General features: G+C 63.5%; 18 protein-coding genes. 8 read left to right on the top strand and 10 right to left on the bottom strand.

What is annotated here, in order from left to right:
* Positions 1–54 precede the first annotated feature (54 nt).
* Positions 55–1,953, top strand: coding sequence for an ABC transporter ATP-binding protein (locus tag M0639_RS19830; protein WP_064075777.1), 1,899 nt, complete (start codon positions 55–57; stop codon positions 1,951–1,953).
* A gap of 102 nt (positions 1,954–2,055) precedes the next feature.
* On the opposite strand, the gene M0639_RS19835 is transcribed toward M0639_RS19830, so the two are convergent.
* Positions 2,056–3,813: a DEAD/DEAH box helicase gene (locus tag M0639_RS19835; protein WP_064075776.1), complete on the bottom strand. Its 1,758-nt coding sequence runs from the start codon at positions 3,811–3,813 to the stop codon at positions 2,056–2,058.
* 102 nt (positions 3,814–3,915) lie between these two features.
* On the opposite strand from M0639_RS19835, the gene M0639_RS19840 reads away from it, so the two are divergent.
* The 4 genes from M0639_RS19840 to M0639_RS19855 all read left to right on the top strand — a co-directional run bounded on the left by M0639_RS19840 (position 3,916) and on the right by M0639_RS19855 (position 8,177).
* Positions 3,916–4,743 carry a carbon-nitrogen hydrolase family protein gene (locus M0639_RS19840; protein WP_050656184.1) on the top strand — a complete coding sequence of 276 codons (828 nt, stop codon included), beginning with the start codon at positions 3,916–3,918 and terminating at the stop codon, positions 4,741–4,743.
* A 55-nt stretch (positions 4,744–4,798) separates the two neighbouring features.
* Positions 4,799–5,425, top strand: coding sequence for a phosphoribosyltransferase (locus M0639_RS19845; protein WP_064075775.1), 627 nt, complete (start codon positions 4,799–4,801; stop codon positions 5,423–5,425).
* Between the two features lie 126 nt (positions 5,426–5,551).
* Complete coding sequence (locus M0639_RS19850) at positions 5,552–6,250, top strand: hypothetical protein (protein ID WP_003945151.1); 699 nt, start codon at positions 5,552–5,554, stop codon at positions 6,248–6,250.
* Positions 6,251–6,389: 139 nt separating this feature from the next.
* A complete protein-coding gene (locus M0639_RS19855; RefSeq protein WP_042450345.1) occupies positions 6,390–8,177 on the top strand; it encodes an AMP-dependent synthetase/ligase in 1,788 nt (595 codons plus the stop codon).
* Positions 8,178–8,233: 56 nt separating this feature from the next.
* On the opposite strand, the gene M0639_RS19860 is transcribed toward M0639_RS19855, so the two are convergent.
* The 3 genes from M0639_RS19860 to M0639_RS19870 form a co-directional block, all read right to left on the bottom strand.
* Positions 8,234–9,229, bottom strand: coding sequence for an NAD-dependent epimerase/dehydratase family protein (locus M0639_RS19860; RefSeq protein WP_082845821.1), 996 nt, complete (start codon positions 9,227–9,229; stop codon positions 8,234–8,236).
* Between the two features lie 78 nt (positions 9,230–9,307).
* Complete coding sequence (locus tag M0639_RS19865; RefSeq protein WP_064075774.1) at positions 9,308–10,678, bottom strand: FAD-binding oxidoreductase; 1,371 nt, start codon at positions 10,676–10,678, stop codon at positions 9,308–9,310.
* Complete coding sequence (locus M0639_RS19870; protein WP_063316852.1) at positions 10,675–11,376, bottom strand: FadR/GntR family transcriptional regulator; 702 nt, start codon at positions 11,374–11,376, stop codon at positions 10,675–10,677. The genes M0639_RS19865 and M0639_RS19870 overlap by 4 nt, the downstream gene beginning before the upstream one ends.
* Positions 11,377–11,468: 92 nt before the next feature.
* Here M0639_RS19870 and M0639_RS19875 point away from each other — a divergent pair, with 92 nt between their 5' ends.
* Positions 11,469–12,086 (top strand): cysteine hydrolase family protein, encoded by a 618-nt coding sequence (locus M0639_RS19875; RefSeq protein ID WP_030536921.1) that lies wholly within the window; start codon positions 11,469–11,471, stop codon positions 12,084–12,086.
* 5 nt (positions 12,087–12,091) lie between these two features.
* On the opposite strand, the gene M0639_RS19880 is transcribed toward M0639_RS19875, so the two are convergent.
* A complete protein-coding gene (locus tag M0639_RS19880; protein WP_003945142.1) occupies positions 12,092–12,733 on the bottom strand; it encodes an alpha/beta hydrolase in 642 nt (213 codons plus the stop codon).
* Between the two features lie 83 nt (positions 12,734–12,816).
* Here M0639_RS19880 and M0639_RS19885 point away from each other — a divergent pair, with 83 nt between their 5' ends.
* Positions 12,817–16,260, top strand: a complete 3,444-nt coding sequence (locus M0639_RS19885) for a TM0106 family RecB-like putative nuclease (RefSeq protein ID WP_064075773.1) — start codon at positions 12,817–12,819, stop codon at positions 16,258–16,260.
* A 28-nt stretch (positions 16,261–16,288) separates the two neighbouring features.
* On the opposite strand, the gene M0639_RS19890 is transcribed toward M0639_RS19885, so the two are convergent.
* Together M0639_RS19890 and M0639_RS19895 are read right to left on the bottom strand one after the other, a co-directional pair.
* Complete coding sequence (locus M0639_RS19890) at positions 16,289–17,464, bottom strand: amino acid deaminase/aldolase (RefSeq protein ID WP_003945107.1); 1,176 nt, start codon at positions 17,462–17,464, stop codon at positions 16,289–16,291.
* 70 nt (positions 17,465–17,534) lie between these two features.
* A complete protein-coding gene (locus tag M0639_RS19895; RefSeq protein WP_020908434.1) occupies positions 17,535–18,182 on the bottom strand; it encodes a TetR/AcrR family transcriptional regulator in 648 nt (215 codons plus the stop codon).
* Between the two features lie 78 nt (positions 18,183–18,260).
* On the opposite strand from M0639_RS19895, the gene M0639_RS19900 reads away from it, so the two are divergent.
* The gene (locus M0639_RS19900) at positions 18,261–19,574 is read left to right on the top strand and encodes a D-arabinono-1,4-lactone oxidase (RefSeq protein ID WP_042450351.1); all 1,314 of its coding nucleotides are present in this window, start codon (positions 18,261–18,263) and stop codon (positions 19,572–19,574) included.
* A gap of 3 nt (positions 19,575–19,577) precedes the next feature.
* Here the strand turns inward: M0639_RS19900 and M0639_RS19905 are convergent, their stop codons facing one another.
* From M0639_RS19905 to M0639_RS19915, 3 genes are read right to left on the bottom strand one after another with little or no spacing between them, the layout of a single operon-like run.
* A complete protein-coding gene (locus M0639_RS19905) occupies positions 19,578–20,543 on the bottom strand; it encodes an adenosine deaminase (RefSeq protein ID WP_019749316.1) in 966 nt (321 codons plus the stop codon).
* A gap of 7 nt (positions 20,544–20,550) precedes the next feature.
* A complete protein-coding gene (locus tag M0639_RS19910) occupies positions 20,551–21,312 on the bottom strand; it encodes a crotonase/enoyl-CoA hydratase family protein (protein ID WP_003945127.1) in 762 nt (253 codons plus the stop codon).
* Between the two features lie 35 nt (positions 21,313–21,347).
* Positions 21,348–22,541, bottom strand: coding sequence for a class I adenylate-forming enzyme family protein (locus M0639_RS19915; protein ID WP_030536925.1), 1,194 nt, complete (start codon positions 22,539–22,541; stop codon positions 21,348–21,350).
* Position 22,542: the final 1 nt, after the last annotated feature.

Raw genomic sequence — 22,542 nt, forward strand, 5'->3', positions numbered from 1 at the left:
TCGTGTCGTACCGGCCACGTAATCTTCGTGGCCGGCGACCGGAGGGGCGAAGTCATGAGTATGGAAGTCACCGCGTGGAACGCGATGTACAACGCGATGCACGCGCAAGAAGATCGGCGCCCGTTCTCGAAGGCGACACTGAAGCGGATCGCGACGTTCGCAGTTCCACAGAAACGCAACCTCAGCTGGTACCTCGTACTGAGTGTCGTCACTGCTGCGCTTGCCGTGGCAACACCTGTCCTGGCCGGGCGTGTGGTCAACGCGATAGTCGGCGGCGACGCCGTCGACGTGGTCGTCAAACTTGCCGCCCTGATCGCACTGGTAGCACTTCTCGAAGCCGCTCTGGGCCTGTTGACCCGGTGGCTCTCGGCCAGCATCGGCGAAGACCTGATCCTGCATCTGCGCACCACCGTCTTCGATCACGTCCAGAAGATGCCCATCGCGTTCTTCACCAGAACTCGAACCGGAGCACTGGTCAGCCGTCTCAACAACGACGTCATCGGCGCTCAGCGCGCCTTCAGCGACACCTTGTCCGGAGTGGTCAGCAATCTGGTCACCCTGGTGATCACGCTGATCGTCATGCTCGGGATCTCCTGGCAGATCACCGTCCTCGCGCTGCTACTTCTCCCGATCTTCGTCATCCCCGCACGGCGCATGGGCGCAAAACTTGCAGCACTCAATCGTGAAGCAGCCAACCATAATTCGCTCATGAGCACCCAGATGACGGAGCGGTTCTCCGCTCCCGGCGCGACTCTGGTCAAGCTGTTCGGCCGCCCGCCGCAAGAATCTGCGGAGTTCGCGGTTCGCGCCAGGCGTGTGCGCAACATCGGAGTCCGGACCGCAATGCTGCAGTCCGTCTTCGTCACAGCACTGACGCTGGTCTCGGCCCTTGCTCTTGCCCTCGTCTACGGACTCGGCGGCTTCTACGCGCTGCGCGGACAGTTGGACGCCGGCGCCGTCGTGGCGATGGCACTGTTGTTGACGCGGCTGTACTCACCGTTGACCGCACTGGCCAGCGCCCGGGTGGACGTCATGAGCGCCCTGGTCAGCTTCGAGCGGGTATTCGAGATTCTCGATCTGGCGCCGCTCATCACCGAGAAGCCCGATGCACGCACGGTGCCGCAGGGCCCGGTGTCCGTCGAGTTCAAGAACGTCACTTTTGCTTACCCATCCGCGGACAAGGTGTCTCTCGCGTCCCTGGAGGAAGTCGCGATCCTCGACACCCGCGGCGGCGAGGACGTGTTGCACGACCTGTCGTTCCGCACCGAAGCAGGACAGATGGTCGCCTTGGTCGGCACGTCCGGTGCCGGAAAGTCGACCGTGGCGCAGATGATTCCGCGCCTCTACGACATCGACTCCGGTTCGGTCGAGTTGGGCGGCGTCGACGTCCGCGACCTCAGTGCCGATTCCATCCGGGAGACCGTCGGCATGGTCACGCAGGACGGGCACCTGTTCCACGAGAGCCTTCGATCCAACCTGCTCCTCGCGCGACCGGATGCCACCGAAGAAGATCTGCGTGAGGTTCTGGAGCGCGCACGGCTCACCGACCTGGTTGCGTCGCTACCCGACGGATTGGAGACGGTGGTGGGTGAACGCGGATACCGCCTCTCGGGCGGCGAGCGTCAACGCCTGACCATCGCACGCCTGCTCCTGGCCCAGCCTCGCGTCGTCATCTTGGACGAGGCCACCGCGCATCTCGACTCGACGTCGGAAGCTGCGGTTCAGGAAGCACTCGGCGAAGCACTCGCCGGGCGGACTGCGGTGGTGATCGCTCACCGGTTGTCGACGATCCGTTCCGCGGACCTGATCCTTGTCGTCGAAGCAGGCCAGATCGTCGAGCGCGGCAACCATGAGGAACTGCTCGCGCGCGGTGGCCGCTACGCCGAGCTGTACCGCACGCAGTTCGACACCAACGCCCGGAAGAACGGCGCCCTCGCACCGACGCCGATCTGATACCGCGCAGCGCCTTGCCCCCCACACAGAAAACAGGCGCTGTCCTCCCTCGCGGAGGGCAGCGCCTGTTTCAGTCTTCATGACAGTCGTTGAAGCTGTAGGTCAGTCGTTGTAGCGATCGCGTCCGCCACCGCGGCGGTCGTCACGTCCACCACGGTCGCCACGGCCACTCGGACGTCCCTGCGGCGGGCCGAAATCAGGCTGCAACTGGATCAGGACGCCGGAGATGCGTGTGCGACGCAAAGCTTCGAGAGTCTCGTTGGAGAGGTCTGCCGGCAGCTCGACGATGCTGTGATCCGGACGAATACTGATGTGCCCGAAGTCGCTTCGACGAAGCCCACCCTCGTTGGCGATGGCACCGACGATGGCACCCGGAACGACGCGGTGACGCTTGCCGACTGCAATGCGGTACGCGGCCAGCTCCTGGCCCTCGGGCCCACGCGAGCGCGGGGCCGGGCCATCGTCGAAACGACGGGGAGGACGTGGTTCACGAGGCTCGCGCTCACGACGCGGCGGTGCCGGCGGCTCGGGAGAAAGCAAGAATGCTTCGCCGTCGCGCGACTGCAACGCCAGAGCGGCAGCGATGTCGATGAGCGGAACGTCGTGTTCCTGGTCGTAGTCCTCGATCATCTTGCGGAACATCGCGAGATTCTCCGAGGCCAGGCTCTCGGTGATGGAGTCACCGAACTTGGCCACGCGCTGGGCGTTGACGTCGTCGACACTGGGAAGCTGCATCTCCGCAAGCGGCTGACGGGTCGCCTTCTCGATGGACTTGAGCAGATGACGCTCACGCGGGGCGACGAACAGCAACGCGTCACCCTGACGACCGGCGCGGCCGGTACGACCGATGCGGTGGACGTACGACTCCGTGTCATGCGGGATGTCGTAGTTGACGACGTGGGAGATTCGATCCACGTCGAGGCCTCGAGCGGCAACGTCGGTCGCGACGAGGATGTCGAGGGCGCCGTTCTTGAGCTGACCGATGGTCCGCTCACGCTGTGCCTGGACGATGTCGCCGTTGATCGCGGCAGCCGAGTGCCCGCGGGCCCGCAGCTTCTCCGCCAGGTCTTCGGTGGCCTGCTTGGTACGCACGAAGATGATCATCGCCTCGAATGCCTCGACCTCGAGGACTCGGGTCAGTGCATCGAGCTTGCGCTGATGAGCAACCTGAATGTAGCGCTGCGTGATGTTCGAGGCGGTCGACGTCTTGGACTTGACGGTGATCTCGACCGGATTGTTCAGGTACTGCTTCGAGATCCGGCGAATCGAGCCGGGCATCGTTGCCGAGAACAGAGCGACCTGCTTGTCGCCGGGGGTGTCGCGGAGGATGCGCTCGACGTCCTCCTGGAAGCCCATCTTGAGCATCTCGTCGGCCTCGTCCAGAACGAGGTACTTGAGATTGGTCAGATCCAGGGTGCCCTTTTCGAGATGGTCGATGACACGACCAGGCGTACCGACGACGACGTGCGCACCGCGGCGCAGTCCGGACAGCTGGACGCCGTAGCTCTGGCCACCGTAGATCGGCAGGACGTTGAGTCCGGGGATGTGCGCGGAGTACTTGCCGAAGGCCTCGGCAACCTGAAGCGCCAGCTCACGCGTGGGAGCAAGCACCAGCGCCTGGGTCTGCTTGATCGACGTGTCGATCCGCGACAGAACGGGAACTGCGAAGGCTGCGGTCTTGCCGGTACCGGTCTGTGCGAGACCGACGACGTCCTTGCCTTCGAGCAGTGGCGGAATGGTGGCAGCCTGAATGGGCGAGGGCGACTCGTAGCCCACGTCTGACAGTGCCTTCAGTACCCGATCATCGATGTCGAGGTCGGCAAATGTTGGGGGTTCGGGGTCACGCTCAATATCACTCATTTGACCAGCAGTTTAGCGGATAGAGTATAGACACGACGACATACCGGGGGTGCATTTACGACAGATCCACCCTCCCAGCGGGTTTCGCCTAGCGTAGGAAGCATGACCGAAGCCACCGCAGCCACCCCCTCCCAGACCGTTGTCGCGATTGCCCAATTCGCCCCGGGGACGGACAAGAAAGCCAACCTCGAATCACTGCGATCACTGGCTTCCGATGCAGCAGCACGCGGCGCGAAAGTTGTCGTGGCGCCGGAATACTCGATGTTCACCGCACCGAAGACGGATGAGCGTTTGATCGAGTCCGCGGAGGACCTGGACGGCGAATTCGGTTCGGCGCTGGCGTCGGTCGCCGCGGAGTTCGGAATCTTCCTCGTGGCAGGAATGAACGAGCGGATCGACGACGTGAGCAGAATCTCCAACACCCTCGTCGCGATGGACCCGAACGGCGAACTGGTGGCGACCTACCGGAAACTGCATCTTTACGACGCTTTCGGTTACCAGGAGTCAGCCGTGATCCGCGCGGGCGAGATCACCGAACCGCAGACTTTCGGGTGCGACGGCCTGACCTTCGGCCTCCAGACCTGCTACGACCTGCGCTTCCCGGAAGTCACCCGGCGCATCGTCGACGTCGGCGCAGACATCCTGCTCCTGCCCGCCCAGTGGGTGCCGGGGCCGCTCAAGGAAGACCACTGGACCACTCTCGTGCGCGCCCGAGCCATCGAGAACACGATGTACATCGCAGCGGCAGATCAGAGCGCGCGCGGCGGCGCGGGTGCCAGCATGATCGTCGACCCGATGGGCGTCGTGATGTGTTCACTTGGCGAGCAGGTCGGGGTCGCCACCGCACTCGTTTCGGCTGCTCGCATCGCCGAGGTACGCGAGAAGAATCCCGCTCTCGCGCTGCGGAGGTTCACAGTCTCGTCGCGGTGACCTGCAGCGAGTAGCGTCGAACTGGTCGGGGTTCGAGCTTCTCGAGGACAACGCAGTGACCCAGTATCGGGATCGATCTTCCGCCGGCAAATTTCTGGCCGGGCGGCTCGAGACCTTGCGTATCGACAAGCCCGTCGTTCTCGGACTCCCGCGCGGCGGAGTTCCGGTCGCAGCCGAGGTGGCTGCGGCACTGAACGCTCCGCTCGACATCGTGGTGGTGCGCAAGCTCGGCAGTCCGTACAACCCGGAACTGGCGATGGGCGCCATCGGTGAGGGCGGCGTGCGGGTCCTCAACCACGACGTCATCGCAGCGGTTCGCGTCTCGAAAAGAGAACTCGTCGCCGTCGAACGCGACGAGCGAACCGAATTGGAACGGCGGGCGCATCTCCTGCGCGAGGGGCGGACCCCGGTTTCCCTCCACGGACGCACTGCGGTGATCGTCGACGACGGAATGGCTACGGGCGCGAGTGCCGCCGTTGCCTGCCGATGCGCGCGCACCGCGGGTGCCGCCTCCGTGATCGTCGCGGTCCCAGTAGCCTCCCCCGAAGCCATGAGAGTGATCGCGTGCTCCGCCGATCGGGTCGTCTGCCCCTTCGTTCCTGCCCTGTTAGGCGGCGTCGGTGCTGCATTCGAGGACTTTCATCAACTCAGCGACGACGAAGTGCTGTCCTTCCTCGCCTGAGTGCACACCTCTCCAGCCTGAGCACAGTCCAAGAGATCTCTGAGATTTTGTGATGTGTGCAACATTTCGCTCCTCGGTGCCGATAGCCCAAATGGAACAAAAAGAATTCGGCTTTCTGGAGGAACCGTGACCATCTCGACCGATACCGTCGACGCCGTCGCAGCTGCGTGCCGTGACCGCCTGGGCGACCCTTCCGCCTGGGTTGCGTCAGACGCTTATCGACAGAGCCTCGCCCTGTGCATCATCGAATCCGTTCAGTCCACGTCGGGTCACAGCGAAGTGACCGTCGTCGATCGCTACCTGGCGTACCGGAAAGCCCGCGAGGACAAACCCGTCACGGATGGCGCACGTGAACTACTCCGCACCTTCGAGGAAGCCGGCAGTTCGGACCAGTGGGCAGGCAAGATCGGCTCGTACAAGCGTCGCTACACGGCGACGGGTGTCCCGATCGAGGCACGGCACATCCAACAGGTCGCCGAGAAACTCCATCACTTGCGGATCAACAGCGTCGAGGACCTGCTGTCGGCCGCCGATTCCGACAACGCTCTCGAAGCCGTTCACCATGCCTGGGTGGACGCGTGCGGAGACGGTTCCGAAGTGACCTGGGCCCACCTGTTGATGTTGGCCGGAATTCCGCACACCGATCTGGGGACCGCTGCCGACACCTTCATCAGCGCGACACTCGGCACCACCGAGTTGCCGGGAGACACCTCGGAGATCCTTGCAGCTACTGCAGAGCAACTCGGAGTGGATCCGGACCGATTGGACTACGCAATTCGGCGGTGGCTGTCCGTGCACGGTCGCACGCTCCAACACGTCGCCTGAGTACCTGTAAACAGACGGTCACACTAAACTGCAGGTCAGCGCCCGACCAGTTCTACCGAATAGTAACGACAGTGCAAAATGACGACTAATGTGATGCAATGCACATCAGAAATGTCAGTAGTCACTGGAGGGGTCAATAGTGCGCGAGTTCTCAGTTCCACAGTCGTTCTCAATTCCGGAGAACGTATCCATGGCCGACTCCGTGTTCCGTCACGCCGAAGAAGACCCCACATTCGTGCCGTTCAAGAGGCCGTCGAACGGTGGATGGGTCGACGTCACTGCAGCTGAATTCGCGAAGCAGGTCTCCGCAGTTGCCAAGGGCCTGATCGCGTCAGGTGTCGAGCTCGGCGACCGCGTCGCTATCCTGTCCGCGACTCGCTACGAGTGGGTCGTTCTCGACTACGCCATCTGGACTGCCGGCGGATGCACCGTCGCGATCTACGAGACCTCCTCCCCTGATCAGGCGCAGTGGATCCTCGAGGATTCAGCGACGACACTTCTGGTCGTCGAAACGGCCAAGCACGCGGAGACTCACAAGGAAGTCACCGACGGCGCAGAAGCCCTCCGCGAGGTTCTTGTCATCGAGTCGGGTGCGATCGACGAGCTGTCCAGTCGCGGTTCGGCAATCACCGACGAAGAACTGCACACTCGTCGTCACCAGGTCACCGCCGCCTCGCCCGCGACCCTGATCTACACCTCCGGAACCACCGGACGCCCCAAGGGTGTCCAGCTGACGCACTCCAACTTCTACGCCGAGTCCAACGCCTGCCGCCTGGCGATGCCGGAGTCCATGGTCCCCGGCAAGAAGACTCTGATGTTCCTGCCGCTTGCCCACGTATTCGCGCGGGCGATCTCCTTCGGCGCTTTCGACGCCAAGGTCACCGTCGCCCACACGTCGGACCTGACGACGCTGCTCGAGCAGTTCGCCGGCTTCAAGCCCAACTTCATCCTCTCGGTGCCCCGCGTGTTCGAGAAGGTGTACAACTCGGCTCGCCAGAAGGCAGTCGACGGCGGTAAGGGCAGCATCTTCGACAAGGCTGCTGCCACCGCCATCGAATACAGCGAATCCCTCGAAAAGGGTGGCCCCGGACTGGCACTCAAGCTCAAGCACGCGGTATTCGACAAGCTCGTCTACTCGAAGTTGCGCGCAGCTCTGGGTGGCGAGTGCGAGCGTGCAGTCTCCGGTGGCGCAGCCCTCGGCGCGCGCCTCGGCCACTACTTCCGCGGCGTCGGCATCCCGATCTACGAGGGCTACGGACTCACGGAGACCAGCGCCGCAATCACCGTCAACACCTCGAGCGCGCAGCGCGTCGGCACCGTCGGCAAGCCGATCAACGGCCATGCAGCACGGATCGCCGAGGACGGCGAACTCCTCCTGCAGGGCCCGGTCGTGTTCGCCGGCTACTGGCACAACGAGAAGGCCACTGCCGAATCCATCGTCGACGGCTGGTTCCACACCGGCGACCTCGGCTCGATCGACAACGAGGGCTACGTCTCCATCACCGGACGCAAGAAGGAAATCATCGTCACCGCGGGCGGCAAGAACGTCGCACCGGCAGGCCTCGAAGATTCCCTGCGCGCGCACGCTCTGATCAGCCAGTGCCTCGTCGTCGGCGACGGTCAGCCGTTCATCGGTGCACTGATCACCCTCGATCCGGAGACTCTGCCCGGTTGGGTCGAACGCAACGGCCTGCCCGCCGGCACCCCGATTGCCGATCTGGTGAAGAACGCCGACCTGATCGCCGAGATCGACTCGGCCGTTGCCGACGCGAACAAGAAGGTCTCCAACCCCGAGCAGATCAAGAAGTACACGATCCTCGAGGTCGACTTCACCCAGGAGACCGGTGAATTGACGCCGACGCTCAAGCTCAAGCGCAACATCATTCACGAAGCTCACAAGACCAAGATCAGCGACCTGTACGCCTGATCGATCGTCTTTCACGAGTCTGGCCCGGTTCGAATGCGAACCGGGCCAGACTCGTTTCACTGTCCGGCGGAGAGTAGTTCCTTTTCGATCTCGGATGGAAGGCCGTGCACCGCACGATCCTCCCGCTGAGTCGGCAGAGTTTCCCGCTGCATCCACTCCCAGGTATCGCGCACGGTGTCTTCGACGGGCCGGCACCGCAGCCCTGCTTGCCCCGCCTTGGCGGTGTCGGCTTCGAGGAAGCCCGCGAACTCACCCTCCTGCGGCACCCAACACGGAAGTTGTGTCCACGGCTGCGCTCCAGCGGCCGCCAGCCTGTCCTCGTCGATCCACACGAGTTCAGCGTCCGAACCGGTGGCAACCACGCACGCCTGGAGGAGTCCGGAGGTAGTGGTGTGGCCGGACGGGCTGATGACGTCGTATGCCCCGCTGATCCCGGCGGCCAGTCCGGACAGGACAAAGGTTGCGATGTCGCGGGCATCGACGTACTGCAACGGTCTGGTCGGCACTCCGGGAGCAACGACACGTCCGCCCGCCGCGATACGCTGCAGCCACCACGGCAACCGCCCGATGTCCTCGCGCGGGCCGAGGATCAACCCTGCCCTCGCGAGTAACGCGTCCGGGAAGGATTCCAGGACAGCGAGTTCGGCCCCGCGTTTGGCGGACGCGTAATCGCTGTAGTCATCGGAGGTCGCAGATGCGGCCACCACTGGTGAGGTCTCGTCTACGTGCAAGCCCCATTGGTAGACGGATCCACTGGAGATGTATGCGTACCGGTCGACGTGACCGAGTAAGACGCGCGCATTTTCCCCGATCACTCGGGGGCTACCCGACCAGGTGTCGACGACAAGATCCCATCGACGATCACCGAGCGCATCAACCATCGCACGCTGATCGGTGCGATCCGCGAACAGGACCTCCGCTGTAGGTGGTGGCGCTCCGGTGAGCCCACGATGGAGCACTGTCACCTCCCAGCCCCGAGCCAAAGCGGCATCGACGAGAGCGTGGCCGAGGAACCGTGTTCCTCCGAGCATCAACAGCTTCATGAGGGCCATCGTCACTTGAAAAGCGTCGTGCGGCAACACGTTCGTCTGGTAGCGCAATTTCCGGCGACTGGGGCACGGACGAACCGCTCAGATACCTCGTCCGGGATTGAGAACCTTCTTCGGATCGAATGCGGCCTTGACTGCAAGCATCATTTCGCGTTCGGTCTGGCCGACCATGTCCGCCATGTACGGCGCTTTGAGAACCCCGATACCGTGTTCACCGCTGATCGTTCCGCCCAACGCCAGTGCGCCGGCAACGATGTCGTCGAAAGCTCCGCGCGCACGATCCTGCGCACCCGATTCGGCAGCGTCGAACACGATGGTCGGGTGGAGATTGCCGTCGGCGGCGTGACCGAAGGTTCCGATCGTGACGCCGTGGCGATCGGCCGCTTCACGAATGCATTCCAACATGGACGGCAACGCCGGCACCGGCACCGCGACGTCGTCGAGAAGTACCGTGCCCAACGCCTCGAGAGCCGGCAAGGCCATGCGGCGCGCGGCGGTGAACTCTTCACCTTCCACCGGATCGTCGGTGTGGAAAACCTCTCGGGCCCCGGCGCTTTCGCACGCCGCGGCGCAGTCCGCTGCCTCGGCGGCCGCCGACCTACCGTCGCACTGGATGAGCAGCATCGCCCCGGCCGATTCGTCCAGCCCCATCTTGGTCAGCCGATTGACGGCGCCGATGGTGACGTCGTCCATCAACTCCATCTGACACGGTTCGGCCACCGCCGACACGGCGAGGACGGCGTCGATCGCGGACTCCGCGGAATCGAAGAACGCAACGACGGTGGTCGCGGCAGTGGGCGCCGTACGCAACCGCATCGTGGCTTCGACGATGACCGCGAGAGTGCCCTCCGACCCGACGAGCAGATGTGTCAGGTCCAGCCCCGCAACGTTTTTGCGCGTTCGTGCACCGGTACGGATCACACGCCCATCCGCCAGTACCGCTGTCAGGGCCGCGACGTGATCACCGGTGACGCCGTACTTGGCGCAACAGATGCCGCCTGCATTTGTCGCCAGGTTGCCGCCGATACTCGAGATGGACCGGCTTCCCGGATCCGGTACGTACCAAAGACCCTGCTGTGCAGCAGCTTCCGCCAGGTCACCGTTGATCACTCCGGGCTCCACCGTGGCGGTGCGCGCGGCAGGATCGATCTCGAGAATTCGATCCATGCCCGCGACGCTCAAGACGATGCATCCGTCAAGTGCGTTGGCGGCGCCGGCCAACCCGGTACCTGCCCCTCGTGTCACCACCGGAACGGCGAGTTCGTGGGCCACCGCCATGACCGCAACGACGTCGTCGACCGTCTTCGCCTTGACCAGCGCGGCGGGCCTTCCGGCTGCGGTGAGCAGTGATTGATCCCGGACGTACGCACCCATTCGGTCGGGATCGGTTGTCGCCCTGTCCCCCACCGCTTTCTGCAGACGCTCGCCCAACAGATCGATACTCGTGGTCATTTTGTTCGTCCTTCGTAGAATCCGCGCACATGGCGCTCGACCAAAACGGCGGCCTCGTCAGCTGCGCCGCGCTCGATCGCGTCGGCGATACCCTCGTGCTCTGCCAGCAGTGCGCCGAGCGTGGCCGCCGAGTTCTCGCGCGAGTCGAGTTCACTCAGCAGGTAGCCGGCGATGCTGTCGCGGAGAACCGTCATGACCAACCCGAACGCCTTGTTCCCGCCGGCTCCGGCCAGCGCAACGTGAAAGTCGACATCGGCGTCGTGGAATGCGACCGAGTCGTCGGCAAGGGTTGCGACGCGCATCCGCTCGATCGCATCCCGGGCGCCGTTCGGCACCGCGACGACAGTGCGCAGCGCAGCAGCTTCGAGCAGCACTCGCAATTCGACAAGATCGCCCAATGGAACTGCACCCACCTGCAACGCCGTGCTGAGAGCTGTGGCCGCGGAATCGGCCGTATGCTCGTGCGTCACCCGAGGCCTGGCAGTAGAAGTGGTGTCCGCGCCGGTCAACAATCCCTGCGCTTGCAGGACCCGAAGGGCCTCACGGACCGTCGATCGACCCACCGAGAACGTCTGTGCAAGTTCCTGTTCGGTGGGCAATGCCTCACCGACCGGGAGTGAACCGTCGAGAATGGCAGCGCGGATTCGTCCCGACACGGCAAGGCTGAGCGGCATGCGCGACAACGGAGTCGTATCCATGCCGCGACGCTACCACCCCTTGCCTGCTTGTCTGACAAACTGTTTAATTGAGGAGATTCGTGACCCGGACCACAACAGAGAAGGTGCCGACCATGACCGACAAGCTCGAATTGGATCCCGCGACCACCGCCGTCGTGCTCATCGAGTACCAGAACGACTTCACCACCGAGGGCGGTGTTCTTCACGAGGCCGTCGCACCAGTCATGGAATCGAACGGACTCCTCGCGAACACCGCCGCGCTGGTCGATGCGGCCCGTGCGGCGGGTGTCACCGTGATGCACGCACCGATCACCTTCGCCGAGGGGTACAACGAAATCACCTCGCATCCGTACGGAATCCTCAAGGGCGTCGTCGACGGAAAGGCCTTCGTGAAGGGTTCCTGGGGAGCTGCGATCGTCGACGACCTCACTCCGAAAGACGGCGACATCGTCATCGAGGGCAAGCGTGGACTCGACACTTTTGCCAGCACCAACCTCGATTTCATTCTGCGTAGCAAAGGAATTCGCACGATACTTCTCGGCGGTTTCCTGACCAACTGCTGCGTCGAATCGACCATGCGCACCGGATACGAGAACGGCTACCGGGTCATCACACTCACCGATTGTGTAGCCGGAACTTCGGTCGCCGAACACGAGAACGCGATCACCTACGACTACCCGATGTTCTCGCACCCCGTCACGTCGAAAGAGGTGCTCGGCGCGCTCTCCTGAGAGGACTACCTGGAATGCGCGAGAAGGAATTCACGGCTGACGTTGGTGACACTGGCGTGAACCTTCTCGTGCAGCAGGTCGTGACCGGCGTCCTCGAACTCGCGCATCTCGACGTTGCGCAGCGTCCGCGCCCAGTCCCGGACGGGATCGACCGGGGCGATCCGGTCGTCGGTACCGTGAACGACCAGGACTGGGATGCCCGCGTCGGAGAGTTCCGCCCACCCGTGTTGCTCGACCGCACTGCGCGGAATGCCGCACAGCACTGCGGAGGCAAAATCGTGATCGCGATGAGCCAGCATCGTCAGCGCCGTCACCGCACCCAAGGAATGGCCCATCACCGCCTGCGGGACTTCGGGCAGTTCCGCCAAAGCGATGTCAGCGAGCGCGGCTGCATCGGCAGCAAGATCGGAGAGCGGAGCCCCGACTCCCGGATCACCCTCTGACAAACCGTGCCCGGTGTGATCGATCGCCCACACGTCGATCCCCGACGCCGTCATTGCGCCCGCAAAGCGGTGATACTGGCCGCTGTGCTGGCCGAGACCGTGCAGAAAGACCAGTGACACCGTGGGCACCGCACCCCCTGCCGCCGGCCAATGCCGAAAGTGCACCTGACCGGTTCGTCCGTCGAAGAAAGGCATGATCGTCATTCTGCACGCCGCTACCGATATCCGCGGCTCGTGAGCGATTACTGGTGGGTTGCCTTGTCGGTGAGCGATGGCACAATCGCCCTGTGTTCCTACTCGATGATCAGATCGTCTACAGCGCCAGCGACCTCTCGGCTGCGGCCTCGTGCGAGTTCGCACTGCTGCGGCAACTCGACGCCCGAACCGGTCTGATCGCGGCCGAGGCCGCCGAGGCGGATCCGATGCTCGAACGGACGTCGAGCCTCGGCGACTCGCACGAGCGCGAACAGCTTCAGAAGTTCATCGATCAGCACGGAGACGGCGTCGTCGTCATGCCGCGACCGGAACACTCACGCGCAGGCCTGACCGCTGCCACGTTGGCCACCGTCGAGGCAGCACGATCGGGCGCGCCGGTCATTTATCAGGGAACCTTTTTCGACGGCCGATTCCTCGGGTTCTGCGATTTCCTCGTCCGCGAAGGCGACACCTACGCGGTCTACGACAGCAAGCTCTCCCGGCACGCCAAGGTGTCGGCACTTCTACAACTCGCCGCATACGCGGATGCGTTGGAGCGCAATGCAATTGCCGCATCCGATCAAGTTCATCTACTGCTAGGCGACGGCAGCACGTCGTCGCACGACATCGGAGACATCGCGCCGGTATTCGCGGCACGTAGAGCTGAACTCGAACGAGTCCTCGACGAGCACCGCGCCGAGGGGAAACCGACACAGTGGCTCGACGATCGGTACCTGCGTTGTGGTCGATGCGACACCTGCAGCGTCGAGGTCGAAAGCCATCGAGACCTGCTGCTGGTTGCGGGTGTCCGCGGCAATCAGCGTGAACAGCTGATCGTCTCGGGGATCACGACAATTGACGAACTCGCCGCGAGCACCGGCCCAGTCGAGGGAATCCGCCGGGAAACACTCGACAAGCTCCGTGCACAGGCAGCGGTTCAACTACGCCAGGAACTGTCCGGCGACGCCGAATTCGAGGTCTACGAACCCTCGGCGCTCGGCGGACTCCCCATCCCCGACGACGGCGACATCTTCTTCGACTTCGAGGGCGATCCGCTCTGGGCCGAGGACGGGTCCACCGATTGGGGGTTGGAGTATCTGTTCGGTGTGGTCGAAGGGCCTGCGGACGACTACGTGTTCAAGCCGTTCTGGGCACACGATCGCGAGGGTGAGCGCCAGGCGCTCCTCGACTTCCTCGATTACGTCACCGCGCGTCGAGAAGCTCATCCAGGCATGCACATCTACCACTACGCCGCGTACGAGAAATCGGCGCTGTTGCGCTTGGCCGCACGTCACGGTGTCGGCGAGCAGACCGTGGACACCCTGCTCAGCGAGAACGTGCTCGTCGACCTGTACCCGATCGTCCGCGCGTGCCTGCGGATCGGACAACGCTCGTACAGCATCAAGAAACTCGAGCCGCTCTACATGGGTGAGCACGGCCGTGACGGTGACGTGACCAACGCCGCCGCCTCGGTCGTCGCCTATGCCGACTACTGCGAATTGCGCGACGGCGGACAAGCCGACCAGGCCCGGGAACTTCTTCAGGGCATCTCCGACTACAACGAGTACGACTGCGAATCCACTCTCCGCCTGCGCGATTGGCTCGCCGAGCGCGCCGCAGAACATGGTGTCGAACTTCGAGAGCCGACCGGACAGATCAAGATTCCACTCGAAGAACTCACCGAATCGGAAATCGCACTCCGCGACTTCGCCGGCCACAAGGCCGGTTCGACACGCACCCCCGATCAGCAGGCTGCTGCTCTATTGGCCGCAGCAGTCGGTTACCACAATCGCGAGCGGAAGCCGTACTGGTGGGCCCACTTCGACCGATTGGTCACACCGATCGAAGACCTCGTGGACATCCGCGACGTCATGGTGGTCGAGCAGTCCGAAATCGAAACGGACTGGCACAAGAGCACCGCGCGGCAGAAGAAGTTTCGTCGCCACATCCAGTTGACCGGAAGTTTCGGCACCGGAACGTCTTTGAGCCCGGGCAGTGATCTTTTCGCGCTCTACGCAACCCCCTCCCCCGATGCCGTTGCAAGCGAGAACCCCACCCAACGCGGCACCAGCAGCGTCAAGGTCACCGCCGTGGTCAAGTCCGAAGGGCTCGACGTGGTCACCGTGGAAGAACTGCTCGACGGTGACGAATACCTCGATACCCCAGTCGCATTGGCACCTGGTCGTCCGATTCCCACGGGACGTATGGAGAAGTCGATCGCCGCTGCCGCATCCGACGCCAGCGAGAGCCTGCCCGAACTGCCACACATCGCGGCAGTCGACATTCTCAGGCGCAGCACCCCGAGAACCCTCTCGGGTTCACCGCTGCCACCTGTCGGCACCGACAACAACTACGCCGACGCCATCACTGCCGCACTTCTCGACCTCGATGATTCCTACGTGGCAGTACAGGGTCCCCCTGGTACGGGCAAGACCTACACGGGCGCTCGTGTCGTCAAGACACTGATCGAACAACATCAGTGGCGAATCGGCGTGGTGGCACAATCACATTCGGTGGTCGAGAACATGCTCGGCGGCATTCTGAAAGCCGGCGTGGACCCTGCACTGGTCGCGAAGAAGGGCAGCCGGAGCAAGACCGCAGAATGGCAGGACATCGCATCCGAAGAATATGCGGGATTCATCGCCGAGGCCGAAGGCGTCGGCTGTGTCATCGGCGGCACTGCGTGGGACTTCTCGAACACCGATCGTGTTCCAGCGGGCAGCTTGGACTTGCTCGTCGTGGACGAAGCAGGCCAATTCGCGCTGGCGAACACCATTGCCGTCGCGATTTCCGCGCGAAACCTGTTGCTGCTGGGCGATCCGCAGCAGTTGCCGCAGGTGAGCCAAGGTACTCACCCCGAACCTGTCGACGAATCGGCGCTCGGTTGGCTCGCCGAGGGACACGGCGCACTGCCACCCGAACTCGGCTACTTCCTCGAGAAAACGTGGCGGATGCACCCGGATCTGTGTGCGCCCGTGTCCGCACTGTCGTACGAGGGCAAGCTCCATTCTCAGGAAACCGTGAGTGCGGCAAGGAAACTCGACGGACTCGCTGCCGGAGTGCACACAGTGTTCGTCGATCACCGCGGCAATTCCACGTACTCCCCGGAAGAGTCCCAGGAAATCGTTCGCCAGATCCAGGGCCTTCTCGGTACGCCATGGACCGATCCGAGCGAGTTCGAGGGAACCCGGCCCCTGGAGCAGTCGGACATCCTCGTGGTCGCGGCATACAACGCCCAGGTCGGTACCGTCGAGCGCGATCTCACCGAAGCCGGTCTCACGGAGGTCGAGGTCGGGACCGTCGACAAGTTCCAGGGCCGCGAGGCCGCGGTGGCAATCGTGTCGATGGCCGCATCTGCCGTCGAGGACGTCCCGCGAGGAATGTCGTTCCTCCTGTCGCGGAACCGCCTCAATGTTGCTGTCTCCCGCGGCAAGTGGTGCGCGATCATCGTCCGATCACACGCGTTGACGCAGTACATGCCGAGCACGCCCGCAGGATTGGTGGAGCTGGGCGCGTTCATGAGGTTGACGAGCTAGCCAAATATTTTCACACCCAAAGCCTGTCCTACCCGAAACACTGCCCTTCGCCGCGGTAGGTGGGAACCGAGGTTCGGGTGCCGTCGGCTTCGACCACATACACGCGGTCGAAGCGCTCGCACAGCTCGCCGGCCTTGGCGTGACGGAACCATACGCGGTCGCCGATCGCGATGTTTCCGGCTTCCTTCCCGGTGACCGGCGTCTGGACTTCGCCGGCACCTTCGTTGCGGAGCAGTTTGAGACCAGCGGGCCAGACCGGTGACGGAACGCGGGTGGCTCCGGCAGGTCCCGACGCGATGTATCCGCCGCCGAACAGGGTCGTGACGGACGGCGTCGGCTTGCGCACGGCCGACAGTGCGAAGAACAGCGCCGGATCGGGACGGAAGGCGCGGTAGCGGTCGAACAGGGTCGGTACGTACAGTCCGGAGCCTGCTGTTACCTCGGTCACCACAGGATCGGCCGAACTGACCTCCAGCGACCCCGTACCGCCGCTGTTGACGATCTCGAGTGCACCCACGGCATCGGTGACGGCCGCGACCACAGCGCCCCTTCTGGACGCCAATTCGCGGGCAGAGGCCTTCTTGACCCAACCGATCGGAGCGCTGGTGTCCGGGAGGCCGGCGATCTGGGCTTCGTAGAACATCACTCCGACGACGGAGAATCCGCGCTGACGAGCACGCGCCGCGAGTGCGGCGACCGCGGCAGGTTCGCGCAGCGGCGAGCGTCGTACGCCCAGATGGATCGGGCCGATCCGCAGTGACGCGTCGACGTCGAGACACACGCGGACAGGCGCATCCCCCGTCGACGCCGAACGAATGAGGTCCAACTGCGCATCGTCGTCGACCATCAAGGTGATCGATGCGAGAGCGGTGTCGTCGGCAGCGAGATCCGCGATGGCGCCACGATCGGCGGTCGGGTACCCCATCAGGATGTCCCGTGCGCCGAGCCCGACCAGCCACAGAGCCTCGCGCAGTGAGTACGCCATGATTCCGCGGAATCCGCCGGACGCGGTCAGTGTGTCGCCGAGAGTTTCAGCCAGAACCGTCCGACAACGAACCGATTTGCTCGCCACTCGCACCGGGGTTCCACCGGCGCGGCGCACCAGGTCGGCTGCATTACTGCGCAGTGTGGTCAGATCCAGAGCAGCCAGAGGCGGGTCGAGTTCTCGCGTGGCAGCAGTGAGTCGATCAAGGGTCCTGGTCACAGATGATCCAATCGTCGCGGCGTGCGACCAGTCAATCACCAATCCTGGACGTATGTCCAGGATGGCGGTTCTACTGAGGCGCGACCACGGCTTTGTTGGCGATTACCTGAACCATTTCTCCGAACTCGGCAATAGTCGCGTCGGAGTCACGATCGACCAGCCATCGCAGAACAAGGCCGTCGATCATCGCAAGACTCAGTCGCGCAATCGAACTCAACGGCTCCGTCCACACCGTGCCCGATATCTTGGCGCACTCTTCGAGAAACGACACCGCGAGCTCATCCATGATTCGGTACTGCTCAAATGCAACCGCCCCAGCACGTTCGGCTCCGAGATTGCGACTACGCAGTGCCTGCGCAGTAATTTCGTAGGTCAACAACTGGCGATCCGGGGTTGCCTCGATGGTCGGCCACATTCCGGTCAGGCCGATGTGCAGCAATTCCCTGAGCCCCTGCACGCCACTGAGATCCGGCGCATGGCGGACCTGCGCGAACGCATACTGCATCGACGCACTGAGCTGCAGAATGAGCGTTTCACCCATTGCCGCGATCAGCGCTTCCTTGCTCTCGAAGCAGTAATGAACGACGCCGAGCGATACCCCGGCCTCCTCTGCCACCGCCCTTACCGTCACAGAACTGACACCGCGCTGTTCCGCAATAGACAAGGCGGACTCGACCAATTGTGTGCGGCGTTCGTCCGCCGGGAGCCTGTTCAGCATCCAATGATCGTAGAACGCAAATGACAAAATCTTCGCGCAATACTTGCCTGGACGACCGTCCAAGTACATTATTGCGTAATGGCTTCGGACACTTGGCAGAACTGGGCGGGCACTCAAAGCGCCGCGCCGCGTCGCTTTGCGACGCCGACAAATACCCGTGAACTTTCGTCGTTGGTCGCCGAGGCCGCCTCGCGTGGCCAACGTGTGAAGGCCGTCGGCGCCGGCCACTCGTTCACCGGTGTCGCGGTCACTGACGGTGTCCTCGTCAGCCTGGACAACTTGAGCGGAATCGACTCGATCACACCGACCGACGACGGTGCGCTGGTCACTGTTTTTGCAGGCACTCGCCTTCATGCTCTCAACGACGCCTTGTGGCAACGCGGATATGCGATGGCAAATCTCGGTGACATAGACGTCCAGTCACTGGCCGGCGCGACGTCCACCGGCACGCACGGCACCGGCGCACGATTCGGCGGTATCGCCACACAGATTCGCGGAATCGAGATCGTTCTCGCCGACGGATCCGTCGTTACCGCAAGCGCCGACGAAAACGTCGAGCTGTTCGAAGCGGGCCGCCTCGGATTGGGCGCAATCGGCATCATTTCGAAGATCACTCTCGCCTGCGTTCCGCGATTCACACTTCGCGCAATCGAGGAACCCGACACGCTGTCTCACATACTGGACACCCTCGAGGGCGATCGCCTGGGCCTGGATCACTTCGAGTTCTACTGGTTCCCGCACACCGATCGTGTCCTGACGAAGAGCAATACGCGACTCCCCGGAGATACCGAACCCGATCCGGTGGGCAAGGTCCGCGCGTTCGTCGACGACGAACTCCTCTCGAACACACTCTTCGAAGGCGTCAACCGCGTTGCCACCCTGGCGCCGGCCGCGATCCCGAGAATCAACAACGTGTCGTCTCGATTGCTCGGCGCCCGGGAGTTCACCGATCGCAGCTACCGAGTATTCGCGTCTTCGCGCCGGGTGAAGTTCAAGGAGATGGAATACGCGATCCCCCGCGAACACGTCACCGAGACACTCCACGAAATCGACCGCTGGATGAAGAAGTCCGGAACCAACGTCGCATTCCCCGTCGAAGTACGTTTTGCTGCCGCCGACGACCTCTGGCTCTCCACTGCTCACGGACGCGACACCGCATACATCGCGGTACACCAGTACCACCGCCGACCCGAAACCGAATACTTCGCCGCGGTGGAAGCCATCGCGCGCGCCGTCGACGGCCGGCCGCATTGGGGAAAAATGCACAACCGGACCGTCGACGACCTGCGTCCGACGTACGACCGACTCGACGACTTTGTCGCCGTTCGAGACAAGTACGACGCGAATCGTGTGTTCGACAACGAATACTTGCGTCAGGTGCTGGGCGACTGACGGTCAGCGCCGCAGCAGTTCCGCTTTTCGCGCATCGCTCGCAAACGAGGCTTTGATCGAGTTCCGGGCGAGGGTGTCTCGCTCGGCCTCGGTCAGACCCAGGGCTCGGCCCAGTTCGGTGAAATTGTCGTCGACGTATCCCCCGAAGTAGGCCGGGTCGTCGGAGTTGACCGTGACGATCAAACCCATCTCGAGCATCGATCGAAGCGGATGATCCGACAGCGAATCGAACACCCGCAGACGAACGTTCGACAACGGGCAGACCGTCAGTGGAATCTCCTCGTCGACCAGACGCTCGATCAGGGCAGGATCCTCGAGTGCCCGGACTCCGTGGTCGATCCGCTCGGCGCCGAGAATGTCGAGCGCCTGCCAGATGTACTCGGGCGGTCCCTCTTCACCGGCGTGAGCCACAACGTGCAAACCCTCGGCACGCGCGCGGGCGAACACGTCCTCGAACAGTGACGGCGGGTTGCCGACCTCCGCGGAGTCGAGTCCGAGCCCGACGATCGGAGCCTGCAGGCGAATTATCTCGGAGAAGATCTCCTCGGCGTCCTTGACGGGCTGATCTCGGAGGATGGCGGCGATTGCCGCGCTGCTGAGCCCGAACTCGCGCTCACTCGATGCCACCGCATCCATGATCCCGTCCAGGACCTCGGTCAGCGGAACACCACGGACCACGTGCGCCTGTGGATTGAAGAAGAACTCGGCATGCGCGACGCCGGCGGCAGCCGCGCGGCGGAAGTACGCTCGCGTCAGGTCGGCAAAATCCTCCGCGGTGCGCAGGACGGCCATGTTGGCGAAGTAGAGATCGAGGAACGACTGCAGATCGGTGAACTCGTACCTCGACTTCAGATCGTCGATGTCCTTGTACGGCAAGTCCATTCGATTGCGCTCGGCAAGTCGGTAAATCTGTTCGGGTTCCAGAGAACCCTCGATGTGCATGTGCAGCTCTGCGACAGGTGTAGCCATGTCGGTGTTACCGCCCCTTCCAGACCGGGGCGCGCTTCTCGGCGAACGCCGTCGCGCCCTCGCGTGCATCTTCGGACGCGAACACCGGCGCCATGACCTGCAACTGCTTCGCGAAAGCTTCGTCGTCGGACCAACCGCCGGCCTTGACGATGATCTCCTTGGTGACCGCAACCGCGAGCGGTCCGTTGCGGGTGATGCGATCAGCCAGCTCCAGCGCGCCTTCGAGCGCCTTACCCGGCTCGGTCAACGTGTTCACGAAGCCGTAGCGGTAGGCCTCCTCGGCTGTGAAACTGTCACCGGTCAGGGCCAGTTCCAATGCCTTCTGGTACGGAATCCGCTTGGGCAGGCGCAACAATCCGCCTCCACCTGCGACCAGCCCTCGCTTGACCTCCGGGATACCGAACTTCGCTTCGGACGACGCGACCACCAGGTCGGTGGCAAGCACGAGTTCCGTGCCGCCTGCCAACGCGAAGCCCTCGACCGCCGAAATGATCGGCTTACGCGGCGGCCCTTCCGTGAATCCGAGACCGCGTCCCGGCACGAGTACGTTCTCGCCGGCCACGAATGCCTTCAGATCCATACCGGCACAGAAGTTTCCGCCGGCTCCTGTCAGCACCGCCAAGGACAGATCGTCGTCCGCATCGAGCTCTTCGACCGCAGCGGCCAATGCGTGACTGACCGCCGAGTTGATGGCGTTACGCGCCTCGGGCCGGTTGATGGTGATGATCAGTGTCCGCCCGCGCCGCTCGGTGAGAACCTCGTCCGCCATGATGTCCCTCTCGTTTGTCGACCACGCTCGCGTGACTACGCGACGTTGCGTTCGACAATACGGACGAAGCCATCGGGGTCGATCTGCGCGGTGTCGTGAGTGCAGAACCACCCCTGGGTGAACCTCGTCGAGGTCGCTTGCGGCGAGTTCCAATACCGACGCGTGACACTCGGTCCACGGCACAGCAACTCACCGAAACCACCTGGAGCATCCGGGCCGTACAACGCCACTTCCATTCCACCGAAAGCGATTCCGACGCTTCCGAGGTGGGTGGGTGCCGACTCGGTTGGCAGAATGAGACCAGCCCCACAGGTCTCGGTTTTGCCCCACCCGATCACATGCCGAGCGGCCGGGAACAGAGTCAGCAGCTTGGATTCCTGTTCGGCCGTGATCGGCGACCCGCTGCAATCGATCCACTGAACCGACCTCGAACCGGCACGCGCCGCCGGCCCAAGGGTGAGCAACCGTGGCTCGAGCAGGTCCTCGGGCCGCCCGGTCACGATGTCGACGGTATGCACACTCTCACGCCAGAAGTCGCCGGCGAGGACCACCGTTCCACCGACCACCAACGTCGCGAGCACGTGCACGAATTGCCGTACCGACTTGAAGTCATTGTCCACCAACAGATTGCGCACACCTTCGACGCCGTAATCGCGCGAGTGCAGAATGCCGACGATGGCGGAGAGCACGTTCTCGTTGCTCAACTCGACGCCCAGCATTTCACCCGAAGAATCGGCGGTGTACGCGAGGATCGCCATCTCCTCCGGGGCGGCACCGTCGTCGATGAACGGAACACCGTGTGGGAGTTCCCCGTCGAGCACCAACACCGAGCCACTGTCCGCGATGACGAAGTCCGCCGCGTCGTCGCTCAGATGAACACCCACGGAGACCGGAACACCGCCGGCGAGAATGACGCCGAGGCACGCCTCCATCCACCTCACCCCGGCGGCGACGCGAATGGCCACACGGTCACCGATCTCGACGCCTCGCGACTTCAGCCCGCCTGCGACCCGCGACGCCTCGGCCCACAACTCCGCGAAGGTGACCTGCTCGCCGTCGACCTCCTCCACCGCGATGCGTGAGGAGAATCGATGAACGGCGATATCGAGGAGTTCGGACAGCGACGGGTCGAGTTGGCTGTACCGAAGCACCCCGTCACCCGCACGGGTGACACGGGCGTCGGCGAGGAGCTGAGTCGAACACGGGTATTCCACAAGCGTCGACCGCATC

It is taken from the genome of Rhodococcus qingshengii JCM 15477 (genome assembly GCF_023221595.1).
In the GTDB taxonomy this organism is placed as follows: domain Bacteria; phylum Actinomycetota; class Actinomycetes; order Mycobacteriales; family Mycobacteriaceae; genus Rhodococcus_F; species Rhodococcus_F qingshengii.